Source organism: Paenibacillus algicola, from assembly GCF_005577435.1.
In the GTDB taxonomy this organism is placed as follows: Bacteria; Bacillota; Bacilli; order Paenibacillales; family Paenibacillaceae; genus Paenibacillus_AQ; species Paenibacillus_AQ algicola.
Map to the genome: position 1 here is coordinate 2,374,620 of NZ_CP040396.1, position 19,245 is coordinate 2,393,864.

Genomic DNA, 19,245 nt, shown 5'->3' on the forward strand with positions numbered 1-19,245 from the left:
ATCCTCCTTGTTGTATATCTGCCTAAGCTTTGCTGGTTTCAGTCATTAAATCCTGGCAGATGCTGTTGATATCCTCTTGAAAGCTCTGAACATTAAACCCGCTTGAGAGCGGGAAGGCTTCATTTGCTGAAGCGGATTGGATCAGCCAGCGTTCATATGTAGCAATAAAATGATCCGCGGCCGGAGAAGGGATTCCCAGATGCTTGGCCATTCCCTGAATGATCTTGATGCGGTAATAATCCTCTTTGGGCATTCTGGGAATATCCAGCTCACCCTCTTTGTTCACATACACAGGACGGATGGGAACAGCAGAGAAATCATAATATCGTCCGTTCTCGTCAGGCTCTGAGAAAGGATCAATCAGTAACGACACATAGCGCACGTACAGTAAATATTGCTGGTGAATCGGCTCCAGAGCAGGAAATTGCTCAATATCCTGTCTGCTGAGGCTCTCGGGGCGTACCGGATAATTATCATCGGTCATAAATTGCAGTAGATTCATGCCGGATAAGCCGAGCTTCGATAAGAGCCCCTCAATCTCATGCCAATACGCAAGCATTCCTGATATCAGATCCTGGGTGATCGGTCCTTCCGGGAACATTTTGTACACATATCTCTGCGGCTGGGGCTTCTCAAAAATAGCAGAAAGCGTAACATCATTCATGAACAGCGGCGGATGGACAATTAACGAAAGATTGCGAGTTTCCGCTTCCAGCGGTGAAGACAGCCGAACCAAATCCACCCCCAGATTGCGATACATCTCTGTTAGATGAGGTATGATCACAGAATTGGAGTCTGTGGAGCTGATATACAGTCTCTTCTTCACTGCAGCGGTCAGAACCTGATGTCCCGGCGATCCGCTTTCCCAGCGGGTATCCCCAAGGTAGGTGGAGAAGCTGATAATCTCAGCCGCACTTCCACTGCTCCGTACATAACGCTGAACCAGTCGGTTGGAGCCAAAGGTTGGCGACAGCAGCACGATGGTTGTCAGCGAGCTTAGCACCTGCGGTGGAATTTGCTTCAGCACCTGAAGGTAAGCGTCTGTAGTCACCGACAGGATGAGAATATCCCACGTTCCCGTAATGGTCTCATAGCCCTGAAACACTTGATCCAGGCAGCATTCTCCGGCTAATCGGCTGTGAGCTGGATTCTGTACCTTTACCGCAATGCATGAAGAGCTTGCCTTTAGAGATGCATAAAAGCCTTCAGACCGCAGCGACATCCTCCCGGCAATACCGGTGATGACATGTCCAGCATGCTTCATCATGACGGCCAGCTGAATGGAGGCGGGGCCTGTTCCTGCAATCAAGACGCGGTTAACATGATCCATGGAATTCTCCACGCGCTGAGCTGAATGCGGTGACAGCTGCGCTTTTCCGGTACAATGCCGTCTCAAACACCTGACCCGGCTGACGAACCTGCTCCGAGAGCGTCCATAGCGCCGGACTGACTTCCAGCAGCGGGTAATTAAATAATGATTTCAATCCGTTTCCATACCGCATGGCGATGATCACATCGGGATTCGTTAGATCATGAAGCTGCTGCAGAAGATCAAACTTCTCCGGAATCGTAGACGCAAATATAATGTGCGTGGCCTCCCGGGTGAAGCTGAGCTGATCCACGGTAAGCTGCTCGATCTGGATTTCTCTGCACTCCAGCTTTTGCAGTACCTGCACAGCAAGGCGGTTGGCTTCAGCATCGATGTCAATGCCGACTACCTGTGCACCTGTCCGCCGCTGAATCAATAAAGGAGTCATCGGAAAGGCACCAGAACCGATCATTAGCACCTTGGAATGCTTGTTCATGCCAGCACCTTGAAACTCTGCTTCAATACAGTCTTCAATGTTATGAAAGTAGTCTGCAATATCAGGACGGTTTTCCAGCCAGGCTCTTGCCCGATGCTTCTCCATGGCCCATACACAATGACAAGCTTCCTGCCGCAAATCTTCCGCCAGCTCTTTGAAATGCATCGTTTGCTCAGGCATGGCGCCCCAGGCGGCCTCGTGATCTGGATGAACGATAAACGCAGTATACTGCCCGATCGTCTCTTCCATCTCACTATAGCTTTGATCGTTAAGCTCGAAGGCCTTGTTCAATTGACGGAAGCGGGATAAAAAAGATTCCATTTGCTGCTGTAATGAGTCTTTTTCGACCGAAATCATATGGCGGATCTCCTTTCGTTGAACAGCTTGCCAGGTTAGATATACGCTGTTCCGGACGCAGAAATATGTACCTGCCCCTGAATGGCCAGGCGGGTAATTTGCCGATTTTCAATCTGAGCCCAAACCTCCATGGTTCCTCCAGGCTGCTTGATCTGAGTATGTATATGACGCTGTTGTTGCCTTGCAAGCCAGGCGCCTACCGCAGCGGCTCCCGAGCCGCAGCCCCGCTCCCACACCAGGCTACTGGCAGCCGGTATGTATACGAGCGGCTCCATCTCCTGCGTATCCGGGCAGTAAAGCATAATCCCGACGGCCTGCTCATCGCAGGTGGCTGCTAAAGACTGTACTGCCTGTTCAGCAATAGATCGTAAATTCACTTCTCCAGGGGCAACCTCAAGGATCGCGTGGCAAATGCCAGGGTAGCGAACCAGGGCAGCAGAAATCGTGAGTGCTGATTCACGAAGCAACAGAACTGATGGCTCGATACTTAACGGCGGCGGCAGCTCCAGCCTGCAGGTATATCCAGGAGCCGCATCTGCCGTAACCCTGCACGATAGCAGTTGATCTGCACCAGACACCTCCAGTGGAATGTCAAGACTGCGCCCCAGCGGCAGATTCCATTTCCATGCCATCACCGCTGCCAGTGACATCGCCGCATTACCGCAAAATTCCCCGGACATCATCTGCAGTCTGGCCCAGGCCTCCTGACCTTCAGCTTGCTCAATAAACCCGACCTGCTCTGCAAAAACATGATCATAGGACATCATGCGCTGTGCCACTTGTCCGTAATCCTCGCGGCCGTGACGGCTCTCTACGAGGATCGTCATATTCTGGGTGGGATTCGTCTTAATAAACTTGACCTCCATTTCTAACTCTTTCCCCCCTATTCCCCGTATAAATATATTCGCCGCTGTCTAAGATAGTAATCTTTACGATTAACAATAACTATAATGACAGTGATTACCATTGTCAATCATCATTTTCTGAAAAATATTAAAAAAACAGCGGAGCCGATTTCAAATCAGCCTCGCTGTTCTATTATTTTACCGATATAGATTCCGTGACTATTGTTTCTCCGATGAGCCATGCTTTACACTGTAAGAAATGTCTTCAGCTTCGTCAGTACACTTGAACAAGGAGCAGAATGTATGCATTTATTTCACAGAATGCGGGAGTTTATGATGGCCTGGAGAGATTACCCCCTGCAGCCTGGAAGTATGCTCCACGAACGATATCAGGTCATGTCTCTGCTTGGAGAAGGCAGCTATGGCTTGACCTATCTTTGTCACGATCAGGATTCCGGTAATCAAGTGGCCGTCAAGCAAAGCCGCCGCAGCAAGGGATCATCCTCACGCCTTCTGCTTCAGCGGGAGGCCCGGATGCTGCGGCTGCTGCATCACCCGCGGATTCCAGCTTATCTGGATTGCTTCCAAGCAGAACGCTGCGATTTTATGGTCATGACATATTTGGAAGGTAGGACACTGGAGGAGCTCATCTTTGAGCAGGGGCATACATACGGAGAAGCCGAATGCTTCGCCTTGGCTCAGCAGCTATTGGAGCTGGCTGTTCACGTTCATGATTGCGGCTTTGTACATCTGGATCTGCGAATTCCGAACGTGATCATTCAGGGGGATGAGCTGTATCTTATTGATTTCGGGTTAAGCCGCCAGGTGGGAGAAGAACTGCCCTCCATCCATCAGAAGCACCGGCCTGCCTTCTGGCGAAAGCCTGCTGCTGCAACCGGCAGCAAGGTGGCTGATGAGACAAGCGATTTAGAGGACATCGGTCATTTCATGCTGTTCATGCTTTACTCGTCTTACGAGCCGGAAAACGGCATAACCGCTCAGGAGTGCAGCTGGAGAGAAGAATTAGACCTTTCAACTCAAATGAGGCAGTTCCTTGACTCCCTCTTTGGGCATTCTCACCCTTTTTCTAATTCTAGGGAAGCGTTAGCGGCAATTCGACAGCGGCAGTCATAGTTTGACGTTGAAAGCAGCAGCTTGATTATGATACGATGTTAGAAATTTAAGGTAATTATGACTGGTCATTATCCTTTATTCCTGCTATTCACTCGAAAGTGAGGCTGAAACAGATGTTAAGAAAAATGTTTGACAAGCTTCTTCACTCTGCATCCCACAGCCGGGGCAAACGCCACTACAGCAGCTCCGATCAACGCTACAAGAAGCGTTACAGCAGCAGCTACGGTCATGCCCGGAGAAAGAGCTCTTCCTCCGATTACAAGCGTAGACATGGCAGTATGGGACACGGATACTACAAAAGCCGCAAGTACAGCTCCAGCTGATCACAGGCACCAGCATATTGACGAAAGGGGCTGTCCCAAAGTAGTTTCTTGTTTAACGAGACAGCTCACTTGAGTGAGATCCGAAGCAAAAAATAAAGACATGGTGGAGTCAGGGAGGTAATCCCAGCACCGCCATGTCTTTATTTTGGTCTATTGCGACCTTCTTCAACAACAAACGAGGCCATCCCGCAAGACCCTAGATCTCTTGGAACAGCCTCTTTATTCAGATGATGAGTCCGCACAAGATTAGAAGCTAGCTTTTCTGCACTCTCTTGGAGGAGCCAAAGTATATCGCAATGCCGGCTCCCGCCAGGAAAGTAAGAAGGCAAATCACTATGGAGCCAAAGCCTGCCGGAACACCCGGGAATATGACGAGTACCGAACCGGCGATCAGGCCGATCATGACCGCATACATCATGTTTGGAAAAGCAGACATCAAATACCGAATCCCTTTACTGCTGAAATAAAAGCCTGCCAGCACACCGGCTCCGATCACAGCAATGACCGGTACATCCAGGTTAGACAGTGCATTAATGGCTGTTGGGTATACCCCAACCATCAACAGCATAAAGGAGCCGCTGACACCCGGAAGCAGCATGGCCATGCTGGCCAGCCAGCCGGCAAAGAACATGCCGATGCCATTCACGACGTTGAGGTCAATCAGCTCCCCGCCCTCTTTGTCACCCTGGATGAAGCCAAGCAAGGCCATCAGCAGAATACATACAATTAAAACCCCGATGTGCGGACCTGTAAAATTACGTTTGACCTCCGCCAGCCGAATGAGCATTGGAAGTACCCCGAGAATCAGTCCCGTAAAGAAAAATTGAGTGGGTGCGTAGTGATGCTCCAGCAAGTATTCAATCAATCGGCTCAACGATCCGATTGCGAGCACCATCCCGATGCCCAGCGGGATCAGAAAGCTCCAGTGACGCTTCCAGTCTTTACTGAATATGCCGCTGATTGCTTCTAACAAACGCTCGTATATACCGAGTACTACGGCCAGAGTGCCGCCGCTGACCCCTGGTATCAGATCGGTGGTTCCCATCACAAAGCCGCGATAAAGATTTCTCCATTCCATCATGTTCTCTCTACACCTCATTAACAATATCCGAAATAAAAGTTCTGTTTTTGAAATATTCAGCAACTAAGTCTACCATATTTCTGCATTTTTTACGAACGAAGAGCGAATGGTTACGTGGCTTGTTTATTTGACTATGAAATAAGCACCGGTGATGATGAGGGCGATCCCGATCAGCTTCGAGAAGCTCATGGTTTCATGAAACAGGAAGAACGCCGGAATTAATGCCAGCACATAAGCGATGCTTTGCAGAGGATAAGCAATGCTCAGCGGCAGCCGTGAAAGCACAGCAAACCAGATTACCGTTGCGGCGCCATAGAGCACGAGACCGCTCCAAACATACATGGACGTAAACAGCTTCATCCACTGCAAGCCGCCGCTGCTCTCCAATCCCAGCTTGAACAAAATCTGGCCCGATACTAGCAGCATGATATTCAGGAATAACAGCCCGTAGCTAATGAATATGCTCATTGTGAGATGCTTTCTCTCCTTTCATGATGGCAATCTCCTGCGTAAGTCGGAGCACCTGAGCGCTCAGCTTTGTAATGACTAGCGTTAAGTGGAGGATCAATACAAAGCAGAACAGCAGTCCAAACAGAAATAAAAGCGCTGGCGCATATTCAATCTGCAGAAATGAAGCCAGCCGCTCTACTCCCTGTACATTTACAGATATGATGAGCAGCGTGAAGCCCATCAGAATCCATAGTAAGGAATATTGCTCTTTTAGCCTTCGTCTTCGGACCAGTTCAATGATCATGACGAGGAATACAATGGAAAACATTACGGAAAGAATATATACATTCATCACAGCTATGCTTTTCCCTCCCGGTAGCGGACTGCGCTCATCAGCACAGATAATGTGACCTTGACCATATAGTACGCAGACTTCAGCGGGGTAATGGAGGACTTGCCGGTCTCCCGCGCCCGCATTTCAGCTTTAACCTCCATCAGTCGGCAATGCTTGCGGGTCAAATACACGATCGACTCTACCTCAGGATAATCCATCGGATAGTACTCGGCATATAAGTCAATGACCTTCGCTCCGGCAGCACGAAAGCCGCTTGTCGTGTCAGTAAAGCGCTGACGGGTCACGAGACTGACCAGCCGAGAAAAAAAGGTAATTCCCACTTTTCGCATTACGGACGACTTATATGAGGTTTTTTCCAGAAAACGTGAACCGATGACCAGATCACAGTCACGAACCTTGCTTAGCAGCCGAGGCAGATCAGCAGCAGCGTGCTGACCGTCCGCATCCATCTGCACGGCCACGTCGTATCCGTGCTTCTTGGCGTACATGTAGCCGGTTTGCATGCCGCCGCCAATGCCTACATTAAAGGGCAATGTCAGTACTTTGGCTCCTGCCTCCATAGCCACTTGTGCTGTCCGATCTCTGGAACCGTCATTTACAACAAGAATATCGGCAGACGGCATATGATTACGAATGTCCTGGATGACGTAGGGGACACTACTCTCTTCATTGTAAGCCGGAATGATGACGAGTACCTTGAGCATGTGCAGACTCCTCCTTGTTCGTTCCCGGCTTGTTCGTAATCGCTCCGTATAATCGCATGAATGCATATCCACTAAAGAGGATAAACACAATACTCGTTGGATAGCCGTATCTTGACATGGCGACAAAAGGAAGATGAATGAGCGTGAAGTATATCAGGAGCAGCAATAACGGAAGCATGGACTTCCCTACTTTTCGAACAGAAGCCCATACGATACCGACTAACCCCGTATACACAATAACCTGCTGCATGATTTGAACGAAAGGCTTCGGAATCGAAAATAGATCCTTGAGATAGAAAGGCACCAGATACAAAGCTTCGAAACGACCGATACTGTAATGGTACAAATAAGTCAAAGGCTGAACAGTAAAGCCATATTTTAAAATATCCATTCCTTTTTGAATAGCGGCAGCATCTGAACCCTCAAATACTGTCTTGGGATCATACTGCGGATAGGCTGTAAAAAAGCCAGCAGGCGGCAGCTCATATGAAATCATGGTCCCCAGTAGAAAGGGACTTCCGGCAGAGCTGGTGAATAAGATAAACTCACCGAAGGTCACCAGGTTACGAATCCACCATGGTATGAGCAGCAGGATATAGCTTCCTATAACGACTAGCGTGAAACGAACAATCTCTTTAAGAGTATAGCGATGGGCAAGCCAAATGAACAGCAGCATACAAGGAAACAGAGACGCCTGCGGCTTGAAATAAGCGGCGGCGGCTGTAAGCAAGCCGACAGCGAGGTACCAACGTATTTTTTTGGTATGAACGGCTGTAATCATGGCACATAGAAGCATTAGAATAAGGGTGCGAAAGCTGGACTCTGTTAAGATGGAGCCTGACGTAAAATAATCCGGTATGTATAGCGCAGCGATCACGACACCAAGCATAGCCACTTTGTGATGGCTGAAGGTATATCTGGACAAGAGATAAATAAGGACTATGGATGCTGCTTGCAGCACGGACTGAAATACTCGGAAGGCTGTGACGCCGCCCTGCTCCTGCCCGAAGACAGCCATAAATCCGCTCAATAATAGCGGAAGACCCGGCATGATAAAGGCCGACGGGGCTTCTCCCGAATTGTAGACGAGTGTACCTTCATTCAGCAGCACCCTTGCCGTATGTATGTATTTGACGTCATCATTGTTCAGCTTCTCGGGATCTCCCAGAAACAGTCCATTTCCATGATACAGTACGACAACCACGGAAATGAGAAAAACGGCAAGAACGACAGGATATAGCTGCTTCTTGACGCGGTCTTCTTGCAAATAGCTGTATAACAATTTCACGCCCTCCATCCTATTGATAGGTATATGAAAACAATGATCTCATCAAATAGTAATTCAATTTCCATTCATTTACAAGGAATATACACAGAAACGATCTTCTACCTACTCACTATAAAAAAGCCGGTCTCGACAAGCAGACCGGCTCCTTAAACATGATAGACTACAGTACCTTATCCAGGAAGCTGATCGTGCGCTCATGCTTGGGATTCCCGAATACGTCCTCCGGGGCTCCCTCTTCAACAATATACCCGCCGTCCATAAAGATGACCCGGTCAGCCACTTCGCGGGCGAAGCCCATCTCATGTGTCACGATCATCATCGTCATTCCTTCACGGGCCAGATCATTCATGACGCCGAGCACCTCACCAACCATTTCAGGGTCCAGCGCCGAGGTCGGCTCATCGAACAGCATAATATCCGGATTCATGGCAAGTGCACGCGCAATCGCGACCCGCTGCTTCTGACCCCCGGACAGCTGGCTTGGAAATGCTTCAGCCTTATCGGACAGGCCGACTCTGTCCAGCAGCCGTAAAGCCGTCTGTTTGGCTTCCGCCTCACTCTGCTTTCCCAGCTCGACGGGGGCAAACATAATATTCTTAAGAACATTAAAATGAGGAAACAGGTTGAAGTGCTGAAACACCATGCCGATGTTCTCGCGAACCTTATTGATGTCAGTCTTCGGGTCATTAATATTTTTCTGATCAATGATCACTTTGCCGCCGGTCATCTCGTCCAGTCGATTAATACAACGCAGAAAGGTGCTTTTGCCCGAGCCTGACGGGCCGATGACACAGACGACCTCTCCTTCATGGACTTTCATATCAATACCCTTGAGCACCTCGTTGTTGCCAAAGCTTTTCTTCAAGCCTTCTACGATAATTTTAGCCATGCTGCCCCACCTTTCTTTCCAGACGGTTGGCGATCTTGATTAATACTGTGATGACGATAAAATACATCAGCGCGACCATCAGCCAGATATCGAAGGATGCAAAGGTTCTGGCAATGATGATTTTCCCGGATTGCGTCAGCTCTACCAGGCCAATGACAGACAGAATGGATGTATCCTTCAAGGTGATGACGAACTGATTGATAAACGACGGAATCATGACCTTGATCGCTTGTGGAATGATAATCTTGAACATAGCTTTGCGGTAAGGAATTCCCAAGGAGCGTGCCGCTTCCATCTGTCCCCGGTCAATGGATTGAATACCGCCGCGGATGATCTCAGTCACATAAGCGCCTGCGTTCAGGGTCAGGGTCAGCACGGCTGCAAGAAACAGCGGCATGGTAAAGCCGAACGCCTGCGGAATGCCAAAGTAAATGAAGAACGCAAGCACGATCAGCGGAATTCCGCGGAAGACATCCACGAACACGGTAGCTATCCCCCGCAGCCATGCATTTCTGCTTACCTTCATGAAGCCGAAGATCAGGCCTATAATGAATGCAAAGAACAAGGAAATGAAGGTGTACAAGATCGTTTTGCCCATACCTTCAAGCAAAGGCACAAAGGAAGCTTGAAGCAGCTCCATGCGGGTGAGTGGAGCCTTGCCTGCGGCATTCTCACCAAGATATTTTTCCAAAATCTCTTCATGGGCGCCTGTGGCCTTCAGGTTCGTAAGTCCGGCATTGAATTTCTGCAGCAGCTCCTGGTTCTCACCTTTGCGCACCGCAAAGCCATATGAAGCTCCCGGTTCAGGCTCTGTAACCAGCTTAAGCCCGATGTTTTGCTGTTCACCGTAAGCCAGTACCGCATGATCATCGAAGCAGGCTGCTGAATTCCCGGTTTTGACGTCCTCATACATCAGGGCGGATTCGTCAAAGGGAACGAGAGTAAATCCATATTGAGACGCAATGGATTCCGCGAAGGAGTATCCCTCTGTGCCGGTTTTGACAGCGACCTTTTTGCCACGAAGATCCTCATAGCTCTTGATCTCTTCGTTATCCTTGTCGATGCCCATGACGACGCCAGAATCATAGTATCCTTCGGAGAAATCGAATTTCTGCTTCCGTTCCTCCGTTATGCTCATTCCGGCAATCACACCGTCTACCTGATTGGCCTCCAGCGCCTGTACAGCAGCATTGAAGCCCATAGGCCGGATTTCGTACTGGAAATTCTGGTCCTCCGCAATCGCCTGGATCAAATCCATATCGATGCCGACAAAATCGCCATTGATGTCCTGGAATTCGAATGGAGCAAATGTAACATCCGTGCCAATGATATAAACCTTGCCCTCTGCCGGCTCTGCAGCAGCCGTCAAGCTCCCAGCCCCCCAGCTTGCCGCGATGAGCACGACCAGGGTCAGCATCAGATGAAGACTTCGAAGTATCCTCATGACAAACCTCCTCTATGTAAACAACTATTTAATTAGTTACCCACTTCGACCCTGTATCTAACATTTACTGTCAACTTATTGACATATGCCACTGCACACTAAGCTTATTTTGCACCAGAACGCGAAAAAAAACCGCTGAACAAGTCAGCGGCTTGTAATCCTAAGCTTCAGCTCTGTAACAGCTGTTATCTTACGGTGCGCGGTAATTCCTCGCGCATTTTCTTGACTACTGGACGCAGCGGAGGCTTCGGATTCATACCGACCTCATCCTGAATGTCACCGACGATTTCCTCCAGAATATCCTCCATTGTAACCATGCCGATCGTGGCTCCGCGACTATCAACAACCGCCGCCATATGAATCCGATCCTTCTGCATGGTGCTCAGGATGTCCTGAATCAGAGCATCCTCCGGATACTCCGGCATATCGTAGATGAACTCATTCATCACAAACGCTCTTCCCGCCGCCAGATGTGTCAGAATCTCCTTCGTGTTGATCACTCCCTTGTAGTGACCAGGCTGCCCGGAATCCTCCACCGGATAGCGGGTGTAAACGTAGCTGTCCAGGCTCTGCAAGATCTCTTCTACCGATGCATTCTCAGGCACGGTCACGATTTTCGATTTCGGAATCATAATATCCTGAACCTTCCGCTCATCGAAGGAAAAAATATTTTTGAGATAATCCAGCTCCGTTTGGTTGATCTCGCCGCCCTCATAGCTTTGCGTGACAATCAGCCGGATCTCCTCCTCCGAGTGAGCGGTATCATGACCGGCCGGCTTGACACCGAACAGCTTCAGCAGCAGCTGCGCCGAGCCATTTAAGGCATAGATAAACGGATACATCAGCTTTCCGAATCCGTACAGCGGCGGCGCGAGCAGCAAGGTCATGCGTTCGGCATATTGAATCGCCAGCGTTTTGGGAGCCAGTTCCCCGATGACGACATGCAGAAACGTAATGACCGAGAGTGCGATCGCATAAGAGAGCACTGTGGATAATGCTTCCGGTACCTCAAAGCGTTCGAACAACGGGTGCAGCATTCTCTCAACGGTTGGCTCACCCAAGGCACCGAGCACGAGAGCAGTAATCGTAATCCCCAGCTGACAAGCTGACAGGTAGTAATCCAGATCCTGCGTCACCTTTTTTGCTGTGAGCGCCTTCTTGTTGCCTTCGGCAATCAATTGATCAATTCGAGTCATGCGAACCTTCAGGATCGCGAATTCAGCCCCTACAAAGAACGCTGTAAGACCAATAAATACGGCCACCAAAAATAAGTTTAAGGCTATTGTCCCGTCCAATCATTTCCCTCTAGTGGAGAGGGTTCACCTCCGTTAAAATACAAGTTAGGATATAAGTCTGGCCACCGGCCCGGTCAGCGTTTACTCTGTCCCCGGCTCCGGCAGCTTCATCATCACTTGCTTGATTTGATAATTTTCGGTCTCCATGACGGTCCAGATGATATTATGCTGTTCAATGACATCACCAGGCTCTACCGTTTCCCCTTTACGGTACTGAATCCAGCCGCCAAGGGTATCCATAATTTCATCCTCTTCAAACACCAACCCGAACTGCTTCTCCAGATCGTCCAGCAGCACTCTGCCCTGAATCAAATACTGGTTCTCCCCAGACTGCACGATATCCTCAATTTCATCCTCGTCGAATTCATCCCGGATCTCCCCGACGATTTCCTCCAGGATGTCCTCCATCGTCAGGATGCCTGCCGTTCCGCCGTATTCGTCGATAACGAGGGCCATGTGCACCTTCTCCTGCTGCATTTTCAGCATCGCATCCTGAATTCGGGTGGATTCGAATACCATTGGCAGGTCGCGGATGAAATCAGACAGCTTCGGATTTTTGCCCGAAACAATAAATGGCAGCATTTTCTTAACATTGACCATCCCGATAATCCGGTCCTTATCTCCTTCTTCGGAGATCGGATAGCGAGAGTATTTGAATTCATCCAAAACCTCGATAATTTCTTGCTGCGACATGGATTTATCGAGAGAGATCATTTCCGTACGCGGAATCATGATATCCTTGGTCACCCGCTCATCAAAAGAAAATACATTTTCCATGTAAGCCAGCTTCGTTTCCTCAATTTCACCGGCCTGATAGCTCTGGGTCATAATGATTTTGACCTCTTCCTCGGAATACACCTGCTCATGACCGGCCGGCTTGACGCCGAACCCGCGAAGTATAACTCGGGACGCGCCATTGAGTGCCCAGATAAACGGATACATGATCTTACCAAACCAATAGAGCGGCGGGGACAGCAGCAAAGACAGCTTCTCAGAGAATTGAATCGCGAGCGTCTTTGGCGCCATTTCACCGACCACCACATGCAGGAACGTAACGAGTATAAAAGCAATGGCATAAGACGCTACAGAAGAGTTGGCTTCGCTCATATTCAGCGCTTCAAATACAGGAAGCATAATTCGCTCTACCGCCGGTTTACCGAGTGCGCCGAGTCCCAGCGCGGTTACGGTGATGCCTAGCTGACACGCTGACAAGTAATAGTCCAGATCACTTGTCACTTTTTTGGCAAGAACGGCCTTCTTGTTTCCTTCTTCAATGAGCTGATCCAGCCTGGACGCACGAATCTTGACAACCGCAAATTCAGACGCCACAAAAAACGCCGTTAACAGAAGCAAAAGTGCAAGAATGATTAAGTTGATAATCGTAAGGATGTCCAATCCATCCCCTCGTAAAGAGGGATTCACCTCCGGTATAGTTCTTAATGAGTTGATTGTTACTTGTAACGCTGCTTACGTCCGCTTCGGGAGATCGTACTGCTGAGACTTCCAAAGCTCCCTGCAATGACCCATACCGCTTAGATTTATATTAGCCAGCTTACATGCAAACAGAATCGCCTTCCCAATGACACGACCTCCCTCCCTTAAATTTAAAAACAAGTATATCACAAAGTAAACCCAACCATCCAGTTTCACGTTATGGTTTGGAATGTGCACAGGAAAGCGCTTCAAGGTTGAAGCGACCTGATCTAGCACAAAAACCGCGCAGGGCGCGGTTTTTATCAGTCATAGACTTAATCAAAAATCATCCAGATCGCGACAAAGGCAACAATGGAGAGCCCATAAATTACACTCAGCATGATGATGTTCGCTTTCGTCTTTTTCTCATACTTCGGATTGGATTTGCTGTTCTCCTGCGACATTCCGACCCACAGCGTGGCGATCAGACCGATGACGATTAATGAAATGACGACGATATACATCCACATGACGTTGACTTCCTTTCTGCAGCGTTCTAAGTATCATTCTTTAGAAAAAGTCCATCAGCATCGGCGGGCGGACCGGAATGGAAGCCTCCAGCCGCTGCAAGGCTGTCTCATCGCCCTGCAGTCTGCCGGAGCGAACCAGCTCCGCAGGCTTTACATAGCCCAGCAGCAGGGCGGTTAGTGCTCCAATGTCCAGATGAAGCTGGTCAGGACTTGAACCCTTGACGGCTTCTTCGACCTTCTGAACGATGATTCCGGTGTCAGCATTGCTTTGAATGTTCCACACTCCATCGTTCCAGGGCGCTGCCTCATCAGAAATGTGAAGTGTCCATCCTTCACCGGTAATAAGATGCAGCGGATATGATCTCAGAAAAGCCTCTACATCCACAATCCTCGCCATGAAATAAGGAAAACGCTCCTGATGAATTCGGGGATCAGGCAGCATGAACGGCAGCCGATCATCTCCCGGCACCATAGTCAGAGTCACTTCTTCAATCCGAGCGTCATGGTTGGAGATATACGTCCATAGAGCGCTTCGAGCCTGTTCATGTAAGAACACGAACTCGCTGCATACCAGCTCTTTATCCTTCAGCTCGTACAGAATATATCCCTGCGGCTCACCGTCCTCTGCATAGTAAACGGCGGTATGGGCTTGGTCTTTAAGCACGGAATGCTTCCACCACTCGGTTGTGCGCACCAGTGTACCGTTGTAGCATTCAGCAAATGCCTCATAGAGAGAGCTTAGCAGATTTATATCTGCAGTTCCGCGGACAATCCGTCCCGGAACGGAGGTCTTGGGGGGAAGCTGATGCATCTGAAGCTTGTAGGTTAAGGTATCCGTAAATACCTCCCAGCCAAATTTGCGGTAAAAAGGAATGGAGAACGGGTGAAGAAACGAAACGGCCTGTCCTTCTGCTCTCATATGCTGAAGGGCATGCTTGAGCAGCTTAGCGACATGTCCTTTGCGCCGATTCTCCGGCCAGGTAGCTACACCGGCAATGCCGCCCATGCTGAACTTCTGGTTGTGCAAATAAATCTGAAAGGGCAAGATGGTCAGCTTCGCCTGCAGCTTCCCCTCCTCAAAGCATCCCCAGAACTGTTCTGGCCGGAACAGCTCTCGTTTCTTATCCTTCTGCTCTTTGGTTAATGTGTACTGAAAAGCATACTCCGACAAAGAGATGCTGTCCTCAAACTCATCCATACTCAGGTTTCTCATTTCCATAGAGATCGTGCTCCTTTCCATGCTGCTGTCTGACAACATTGTCTACGCTTTCCCCTGTCTCTGTCAAACATGAAAAAAACTGCACCGTGTCAGCCTAAAGGCTCCCCGGTGCAGTTTACGCTAGGCCCTATTATTTCTCGCAAGCAATCCCGTCTTTGTCACGGTCCTTCTTGTAATTCGCTTCATATAATGCTGCAGATACAAACGGCTTGTATTTCGTCTTGCCGCCCTTGTTCTGAATCCCTGCTTTTTTGGCGACGCCGCCTTTGTACACCTTGTTCAGCTCCGTGCAATTACTGTAGATAACAACACCTTTTGCATCCGCCTTTGGCACTGCAATACATGAGATTCCAACAATGAAAACAGCCGTTAACAAGGAAACAGAAAGCTTTTTCAAATGATATCACTTCTCCTATATAGAACTGACTATGATCATAATCAAGAAGAAGAGGAATTTCAATAGTTTTGTTAAAAAAAGGTTTTGTACCTATTCTCTAGGTTCATAATGGCAGAGCTTGCCCTCGTAAATGAGCGTCAGTTGGCTGCATTTTCGAAAATCGTCCGGTGTCACCAAAGCTGGCAGCTTGTCCCACAGCTTGATGCCCGAGCGCTGCAAGATTTCGGCTACAAACTGAGAGCAGAAGTAAGAGTTGCTGAATTCAACCGGTTCCTGAAGAGCAATGCCGATGACACCTAATATATTGTAGAGAAACTTCTTCTGGCTGCGGATGAAGATGTGCAGGACACGCTTCATTTTCTCAATTTCCCGCTCACTGACCTTTAGCTCATAAATGACACAGGTAGTATCCGGGAATTTACTGAAGGTGCCTGTCGCAACGTCCTCCTTGACGAACCCGCCGTGCAGCGGATTTCGCGGATGCTTACGTCCAAAGCTGTACATTTCTGATAATTCACGGTTAAATGAAATGGATGCGTGGTTATAAGGTGCTCTCGTATAGCTTTGAATGAGCTGTGTGAACAAGGTCCCTGTATTACTGAGCATAATATAGACTGATGATGGTGAAGCCATAGTAAATTACCCCTTATCATTGAACAACTATTGCTTCATAATAACATAGGATTCTATTCTTGAAATCATTTCATAGACAAGTTGGTGATGGTGTTGAACAGCAGCCCTTCTACTTTAATTGTAATCCTGGCAGGCCTTTTGCTCGTACATATTCTGTTTCTTATTCTCGGTCGGCTCCAGCCGGACCGTGATTACTCTCGTATCGGTCATCGGATTAATACCTGGTGGGGCATGTTCTTTGTCTTCTGTCTGGCCGCGCTATTTAATCCGGTGGTTTCCCTGCTTTCTCTGATGGCCTTGTCGTTCTTCGCTTTAAAAGAATATTTCTCCATGATCCGCACTCGAAAGCATGATCGGCGGATTTTTCTGTGGGCGTATCTATCGATCCCGGTTCAATTTTATTGGATCTATATAGGCTGGTATGGCATGTTTATTGTGTTTATCCCGGTCTATGTGTTTCTGTTTCTGCCTCTTCCCCGTTTGATCAACAAGGGTACGCTCGGTTTCCTGCGCAGTGTCAGCTCGACCCAATGGGGGCTGATGCTGATGGTGTTCGGCCTGAGCCATCTGGCTTATTTCCAGGTAGCCACCCCGCAATACGGGGCCGGCCTGGTTCTGTTTCTGGTCATCCTGACGCAGCTCAATGATGTGGTTCACGAGATCTCCTCCATTTATCTGGGCAAACGCCGGATTGTACCGACTGCTAATCCGCTGCTGACCTGGGAGGGCTTTGTCTGTGGCTTTCTGGCTACAGCCGCCGCGGCTGTATTCCTGACTCCATACCTGACGCCCTTTGATCTTAAGTTCGGTGTCATATCCGGGATGCTGATCAGCCTTAGCGGATTCTTTGGCAGCCTAACCGTCTCTGTATTAAAGCGTGATTTGCTCATTGGCGATGATGAACGCTTTGAAGCGTTGAAGAAAAGCTACCTGAGCCGCGTCGATAGCCTGGCTTATACCTCTCCCGTCTTTCTGCATTTCACACGCTACTTTTTTGACTTTATGTAGGTGGAGTATAAACAGGCCCTGTCATAAGCGACAGGGCCTGTTTAACTATTCATTTTAGACTACGCATTACGATCTAATACAAATTGAGAGGAGCTGTCATCCAGGTCTTCTGCGATTCGCTTCACGTGATCGGCCTGCTGCATAGTCTGCTCAACGGCTGCCGACTGCTTGGCGGCTTCCTGCTTCATATCCTTGCTGCTTTCAGAAGATTTCAAAGCGATCTGCGAAACCTCTTCCAGTGCGGCACTGATCTCCTCGGTTCCTGCCGACATTTGCTCTGCAGCTTGAGAGATTTCGGAAATTTGAGAGGATACTGCATCAGCCGATTCTATCAGCTCTTCAAAAATCAGGCTGGTCTTCTGCATCATATTCACGCCGACTTCAATTTCGTGAGAGTTGCTTTGGATCGATGAAGCCGTTTGCTCTACCGAATCCTGAATGTCGGTAATCAGCGCGGTAATCTGCTCTGCGGAGGTTCTCGACTGCTCCGACAGCTTGCGGATTTCCGAAGCGACGACAGCAAAGCCGCGACCGTGCTCTCCCGCTCTCGCGGCCTCAATACTGGCATTCAGCGCAAGCATCTGGGTCTGAGAAGCTACACCCTGCACGACCGAGGCCATTTCACCAATATGCGCGGAGTGCTCATTGAGCTTCAAGATCGCTTCCTGGGCAAGCTGTGCCGCCTGATTGACTTCGTTCATCTGCCCTACTGCGGCTTTCAGAGAACGTCCCCCTTGCTTGGCCCCTTGATTCATGAACAGCGCCGCCTGGTTTACCGTTCCCGCAGCTTCAGCCACTTTTGTCACGGATTCAGCCAGCTCCTCCATCGCCCGGGCACTTTCACGCAGAGCCTGAGACTGATTCTGAGTGCCCTTCACGGTGTCATTGAGAGATTCCGATAGAGACTCCGTAACCTCACTCGTTTCTTGAGCGGACTGGTGCAGCTGCAACGAGCTGGCATTCAGCTGCTGTGTGCTTTGCTTGACCCGTGTCATTAGCTGCTCCAGATGATGAATAAAGCGATTAATTTCATTAGCCAGCCCGGCAAGCTCGTCCTGTCCCTTCACGCGGATTCGATATGTCAGATCCGCCTGGCCAGAATTTAAATTTTGGGCAGCGAACAGCAGCTGCTGCAGCTTTTTCCCGATAATATAACGGTTTAATATGTAAATGAGCACCAAAACCATGACGAACAGAACACTGAATTGCAGGAGCACGCTTTGCTTCTGCTTGGCAGCCATAAGGTCAGAGGCATCCTTTGAAAGTGCTACCCGGACCCCACCCCAGTGCTCGCCATCAATGTAGAGCGGATAAGAGATATCCCAGGTTTCCACCACTCTGCCGTCAATGACCCGAGGGTATTTCTGCAGCAGCACCTGGGATGTATCTGTGTTTGCCGCCGCTGCATAGCCGGTCTTGTCGTTAAATACCCGATTAGCCCGGTATTTCTGACTGAGTAATCCGGTATCGCCCCAGGGATCTACTGACTGCTCGCCGATTGGAGAATATGTCGTGTTGTGAGTCGCTATATAGCCGGCCGCCTCCGGATTATCCGAATACGCAGCCGGAATTGCAAACACAACCGAGCTGTCTACAAGGAAGCTGTCAATAACAGACTGCCATTTGTCATCAGTATAAGCATCATATTCACTACTATACTTTAGCTCATATTGCCACAGCGGAATCTCACTCCCGTCATGCAGCAACTGAAGCTTGTTCATGGCATCCGGCTCATTCTCCATTCTTTTGCGGGCAGCTTCTTCACTTTCAGGGAGTACAGACAGCTGATCATTGAAGAGCCGAGTTCTCAACTCCTGTCCGGTATACGCTTGCCCGTTGCTTAGCGTGACTCCATTTCTAAGATCATCCTCCGTTAAAGACTGAAGCGTCTGCGCTAAAGATTTGGCAAGCGCACTTCCCTTATCCAGCAGCTGCTGCTCCACATCCTTCTCCATTCGATCCCATTGCCTCATGACAAAGAGAAACATAACCAATAACAGTGCGACGGCCATCACGAGAATAAACTTTGCACTTAACGTATGTAGCCAGCGAATGGTAATACTCTCCTCTCTTTT

20 protein-coding genes are annotated in these 19,245 nt (G+C 49.1%); 3 read left to right on the top strand and 17 right to left on the bottom strand.

Going from position 1 to position 19,245, the window contains the following annotated elements; translation table 11 throughout:
• Positions 1–22: 22 nt before the first annotated feature.
• From E6C60_RS10955 to E6C60_RS10965, 3 genes are read right to left on the bottom strand one after another with little or no spacing between them, the layout of a single operon-like run.
• Entirely contained in the window at positions 23–1,330 is a 1,308-nt protein-coding gene (locus E6C60_RS10955) for an opine metallophore biosynthesis dehydrogenase (protein ID WP_138227756.1), read from the bottom strand.
• Positions 1,317–2,162, bottom strand: coding sequence for a nicotianamine synthase family protein (locus E6C60_RS10960; RefSeq protein WP_138225885.1), 846 nt, complete (start codon positions 2,160–2,162; stop codon positions 1,317–1,319). Before E6C60_RS10960 ends, E6C60_RS10955 begins: the two co-directional genes overlap by 14 nt.
• 35 nt (positions 2,163–2,197) lie before the next feature.
• Entirely contained in the window at positions 2,198–3,028 is an 831-nt protein-coding gene (locus E6C60_RS10965) for a histidine racemase CntK family protein (RefSeq protein WP_138225886.1), read from the bottom strand.
• A 282-nt stretch (positions 3,029–3,310) separates the two neighbouring features.
• Between E6C60_RS10965 and E6C60_RS10970 the strand changes: the two genes are divergently transcribed.
• On the top strand, positions 3,311–4,141 hold the full coding sequence (locus tag E6C60_RS10970; protein WP_175415273.1) for a serine/threonine protein kinase: 831 nt from the start codon (positions 3,311–3,313) through the stop codon (positions 4,139–4,141).
• Between the two features lie 125 nt (positions 4,142–4,266).
• Positions 4,267–4,464, top strand: a complete 198-nt coding sequence (locus E6C60_RS10975) for a hypothetical protein (RefSeq protein ID WP_233280982.1) — start codon at positions 4,267–4,269, stop codon at positions 4,462–4,464.
• 253 nt (positions 4,465–4,717) lie between these two features.
• On the opposite strand, the gene E6C60_RS10980 is transcribed toward E6C60_RS10975, so the two are convergent.
• The 13 genes from E6C60_RS10980 to E6C60_RS11040 form a co-directional block, all read right to left on the bottom strand.
• Entirely contained in the window at positions 4,718–5,542 is an 825-nt protein-coding gene (locus tag E6C60_RS10980; RefSeq protein ID WP_138227757.1) for a DUF368 domain-containing protein, read from the bottom strand.
• Between the two features lie 126 nt (positions 5,543–5,668).
• Entirely contained in the window at positions 5,669–6,013 is a 345-nt protein-coding gene (locus tag E6C60_RS10985) for an EamA family transporter (protein ID WP_138225889.1), read from the bottom strand.
• Complete coding sequence (locus E6C60_RS10990) at positions 5,997–6,347, bottom strand: DUF2304 domain-containing protein (RefSeq protein WP_138227758.1); 351 nt, start codon at positions 6,345–6,347, stop codon at positions 5,997–5,999. Before E6C60_RS10990 ends, E6C60_RS10985 begins: the two co-directional genes overlap by 17 nt.
• Positions 6,348–6,352: 5 nt before the next feature.
• Positions 6,353–7,054 carry a glycosyltransferase family 2 protein gene (locus tag E6C60_RS10995; RefSeq protein WP_138225890.1) on the bottom strand — a complete coding sequence of 234 codons (702 nt, stop codon included), beginning with the start codon at positions 7,052–7,054 and terminating at the stop codon, positions 6,353–6,355.
• Complete coding sequence (locus tag E6C60_RS11000; RefSeq protein WP_175415274.1) at positions 7,017–8,342, bottom strand: ArnT family glycosyltransferase; 1,326 nt, start codon at positions 8,340–8,342, stop codon at positions 7,017–7,019. Before E6C60_RS11000 ends, E6C60_RS10995 begins: the two co-directional genes overlap by 38 nt.
• A gap of 160 nt (positions 8,343–8,502) precedes the next feature.
• On the bottom strand, positions 8,503–9,231 hold the full coding sequence (locus tag E6C60_RS11005) for an amino acid ABC transporter ATP-binding protein (RefSeq protein ID WP_138225892.1): 729 nt from the start codon (positions 9,229–9,231) through the stop codon (positions 8,503–8,505).
• A complete protein-coding gene (locus E6C60_RS11010) occupies positions 9,224–10,648 on the bottom strand; it encodes an amino acid ABC transporter substrate-binding protein/permease (RefSeq protein WP_407669159.1) in 1,425 nt (474 codons plus the stop codon). The genes E6C60_RS11005 and E6C60_RS11010 overlap by 8 nt, the downstream gene beginning before the upstream one ends.
• A 212-nt stretch (positions 10,649–10,860) precedes the next feature.
• Positions 10,861–11,970 (bottom strand): hemolysin family protein, encoded by a 1,110-nt coding sequence (locus E6C60_RS11015; RefSeq protein WP_138225894.1) that lies wholly within the window; start codon positions 11,968–11,970, stop codon positions 10,861–10,863.
• Positions 11,971–12,051: 81 nt separating this feature from the next.
• Positions 12,052–13,365, bottom strand: coding sequence for a hemolysin family protein (locus E6C60_RS11020; protein WP_138225895.1), 1,314 nt, complete (start codon positions 13,363–13,365; stop codon positions 12,052–12,054).
• Between the two features lie 353 nt (positions 13,366–13,718).
• Positions 13,719–13,913: a hypothetical protein gene (locus tag E6C60_RS11025; protein WP_138225896.1), complete on the bottom strand. Its 195-nt coding sequence runs from the start codon at positions 13,911–13,913 to the stop codon at positions 13,719–13,721.
• A gap of 40 nt (positions 13,914–13,953) precedes the next feature.
• On the bottom strand, positions 13,954–15,132 hold the full coding sequence (locus tag E6C60_RS11030; RefSeq protein ID WP_138225897.1) for a GNAT family N-acetyltransferase: 1,179 nt from the start codon (positions 15,130–15,132) through the stop codon (positions 13,954–13,956).
• A 130-nt stretch (positions 15,133–15,262) separates the two neighbouring features.
• Positions 15,263–15,529 (bottom strand): excalibur calcium-binding domain-containing protein, encoded by a 267-nt coding sequence (locus E6C60_RS11035; RefSeq protein ID WP_138225898.1) that lies wholly within the window; start codon positions 15,527–15,529, stop codon positions 15,263–15,265.
• A 90-nt stretch (positions 15,530–15,619) separates the two neighbouring features.
• Positions 15,620–16,162, bottom strand: a complete 543-nt coding sequence (locus E6C60_RS11040) for a hypothetical protein (RefSeq protein WP_138225899.1) — start codon at positions 16,160–16,162, stop codon at positions 15,620–15,622.
• Between the two features lie 93 nt (positions 16,163–16,255).
• Here E6C60_RS11040 and E6C60_RS11045 point away from each other — a divergent pair, with 93 nt between their 5' ends.
• Complete coding sequence (locus E6C60_RS11045) at positions 16,256–17,170, top strand: phosphatidate cytidylyltransferase (protein WP_138227759.1); 915 nt, start codon at positions 16,256–16,258, stop codon at positions 17,168–17,170.
• Between the two features lie 59 nt (positions 17,171–17,229).
• Here the strand turns inward: E6C60_RS11045 and E6C60_RS11050 are convergent, their stop codons facing one another.
• Complete coding sequence (locus E6C60_RS11050; protein ID WP_175415275.1) at positions 17,230–19,125, bottom strand: methyl-accepting chemotaxis protein; 1,896 nt, start codon at positions 19,123–19,125, stop codon at positions 17,230–17,232.
• Positions 19,126–19,245: the final 120 nt, after the last annotated feature.

What these genes read in the sequence shown, in the direction of transcription:
- E6C60_RS10965 (WP_138225886.1), bottom strand. Translation starts at nt 3,028, where the DNA reads ATGGAGGTCAAGTTTATTAAGACGAATCCCACCCAGAATATGACGATC.
- E6C60_RS11010 (WP_407669159.1), bottom strand. Translation starts at nt 10,648, where the DNA reads ATGCTGACCCTGGTCGTGCTCATCGCGGCAAGCTGGGGGGCTGGGAGC.
- E6C60_RS10970 (WP_175415273.1), top strand. Translation starts at nt 3,311, where the DNA reads ATGCATTTATTTCACAGAATGCGGGAGTTTATGATGGCCTGGAGAGAT.
- E6C60_RS10985 (WP_138225889.1), bottom strand. Translation starts at nt 6,013, where the DNA reads ATGAGCATATTCATTAGCTACGGGCTGTTATTCCTGAATATCATGCTG.
- E6C60_RS11030 (WP_138225897.1), bottom strand. Translation starts at nt 15,132, where the DNA reads ATGGAAATGAGAAACCTGAGTATGGATGAGTTTGAGGACAGCATCTCT.
- E6C60_RS10955 (WP_138227756.1), bottom strand. Translation starts at nt 1,330, where the DNA reads ATGGATCATGTTAACCGCGTCTTGATTGCAGGAACAGGCCCCGCCTCC.
- E6C60_RS10980 (WP_138227757.1), bottom strand. Translation starts at nt 5,542, where the DNA reads ATGGAATGGAGAAATCTTTATCGCGGCTTTGTGATGGGAACCACCGAT.
- E6C60_RS11005 (WP_138225892.1), bottom strand. Translation starts at nt 9,231, where the DNA reads ATGGCTAAAATTATCGTAGAAGGCTTGAAGAAAAGCTTTGGCAACAAC.
- E6C60_RS11040 (WP_138225899.1), bottom strand. Translation starts at nt 16,162, where the DNA reads ATGGCTTCACCATCATCAGTCTATATTATGCTCAGTAATACAGGGACC.
- E6C60_RS11050 (WP_175415275.1), bottom strand. Translation starts at nt 19,125, where the DNA reads ATGGAGAAGGATGTGGAGCAGCAGCTGCTGGATAAGGGAAGTGCGCTT.
- E6C60_RS11025 (WP_138225896.1), bottom strand. Translation starts at nt 13,913, where the DNA reads ATGTGGATGTATATCGTCGTCATTTCATTAATCGTCATCGGTCTGATC.
- E6C60_RS10995 (WP_138225890.1), bottom strand. Translation starts at nt 7,054, where the DNA reads ATGCTCAAGGTACTCGTCATCATTCCGGCTTACAATGAAGAGAGTAGT.
- E6C60_RS10975 (WP_233280982.1), top strand. Translation starts at nt 4,267, where the DNA reads ATGTTTGACAAGCTTCTTCACTCTGCATCCCACAGCCGGGGCAAACGC.
- E6C60_RS10990 (WP_138227758.1), bottom strand. Translation starts at nt 6,347, where the DNA reads ATGAATGTATATATTCTTTCCGTAATGTTTTCCATTGTATTCCTCGTC.
- E6C60_RS10960 (WP_138225885.1), bottom strand. Translation starts at nt 2,162, where the DNA reads ATGATTTCGGTCGAAAAAGACTCATTACAGCAGCAAATGGAATCTTTT.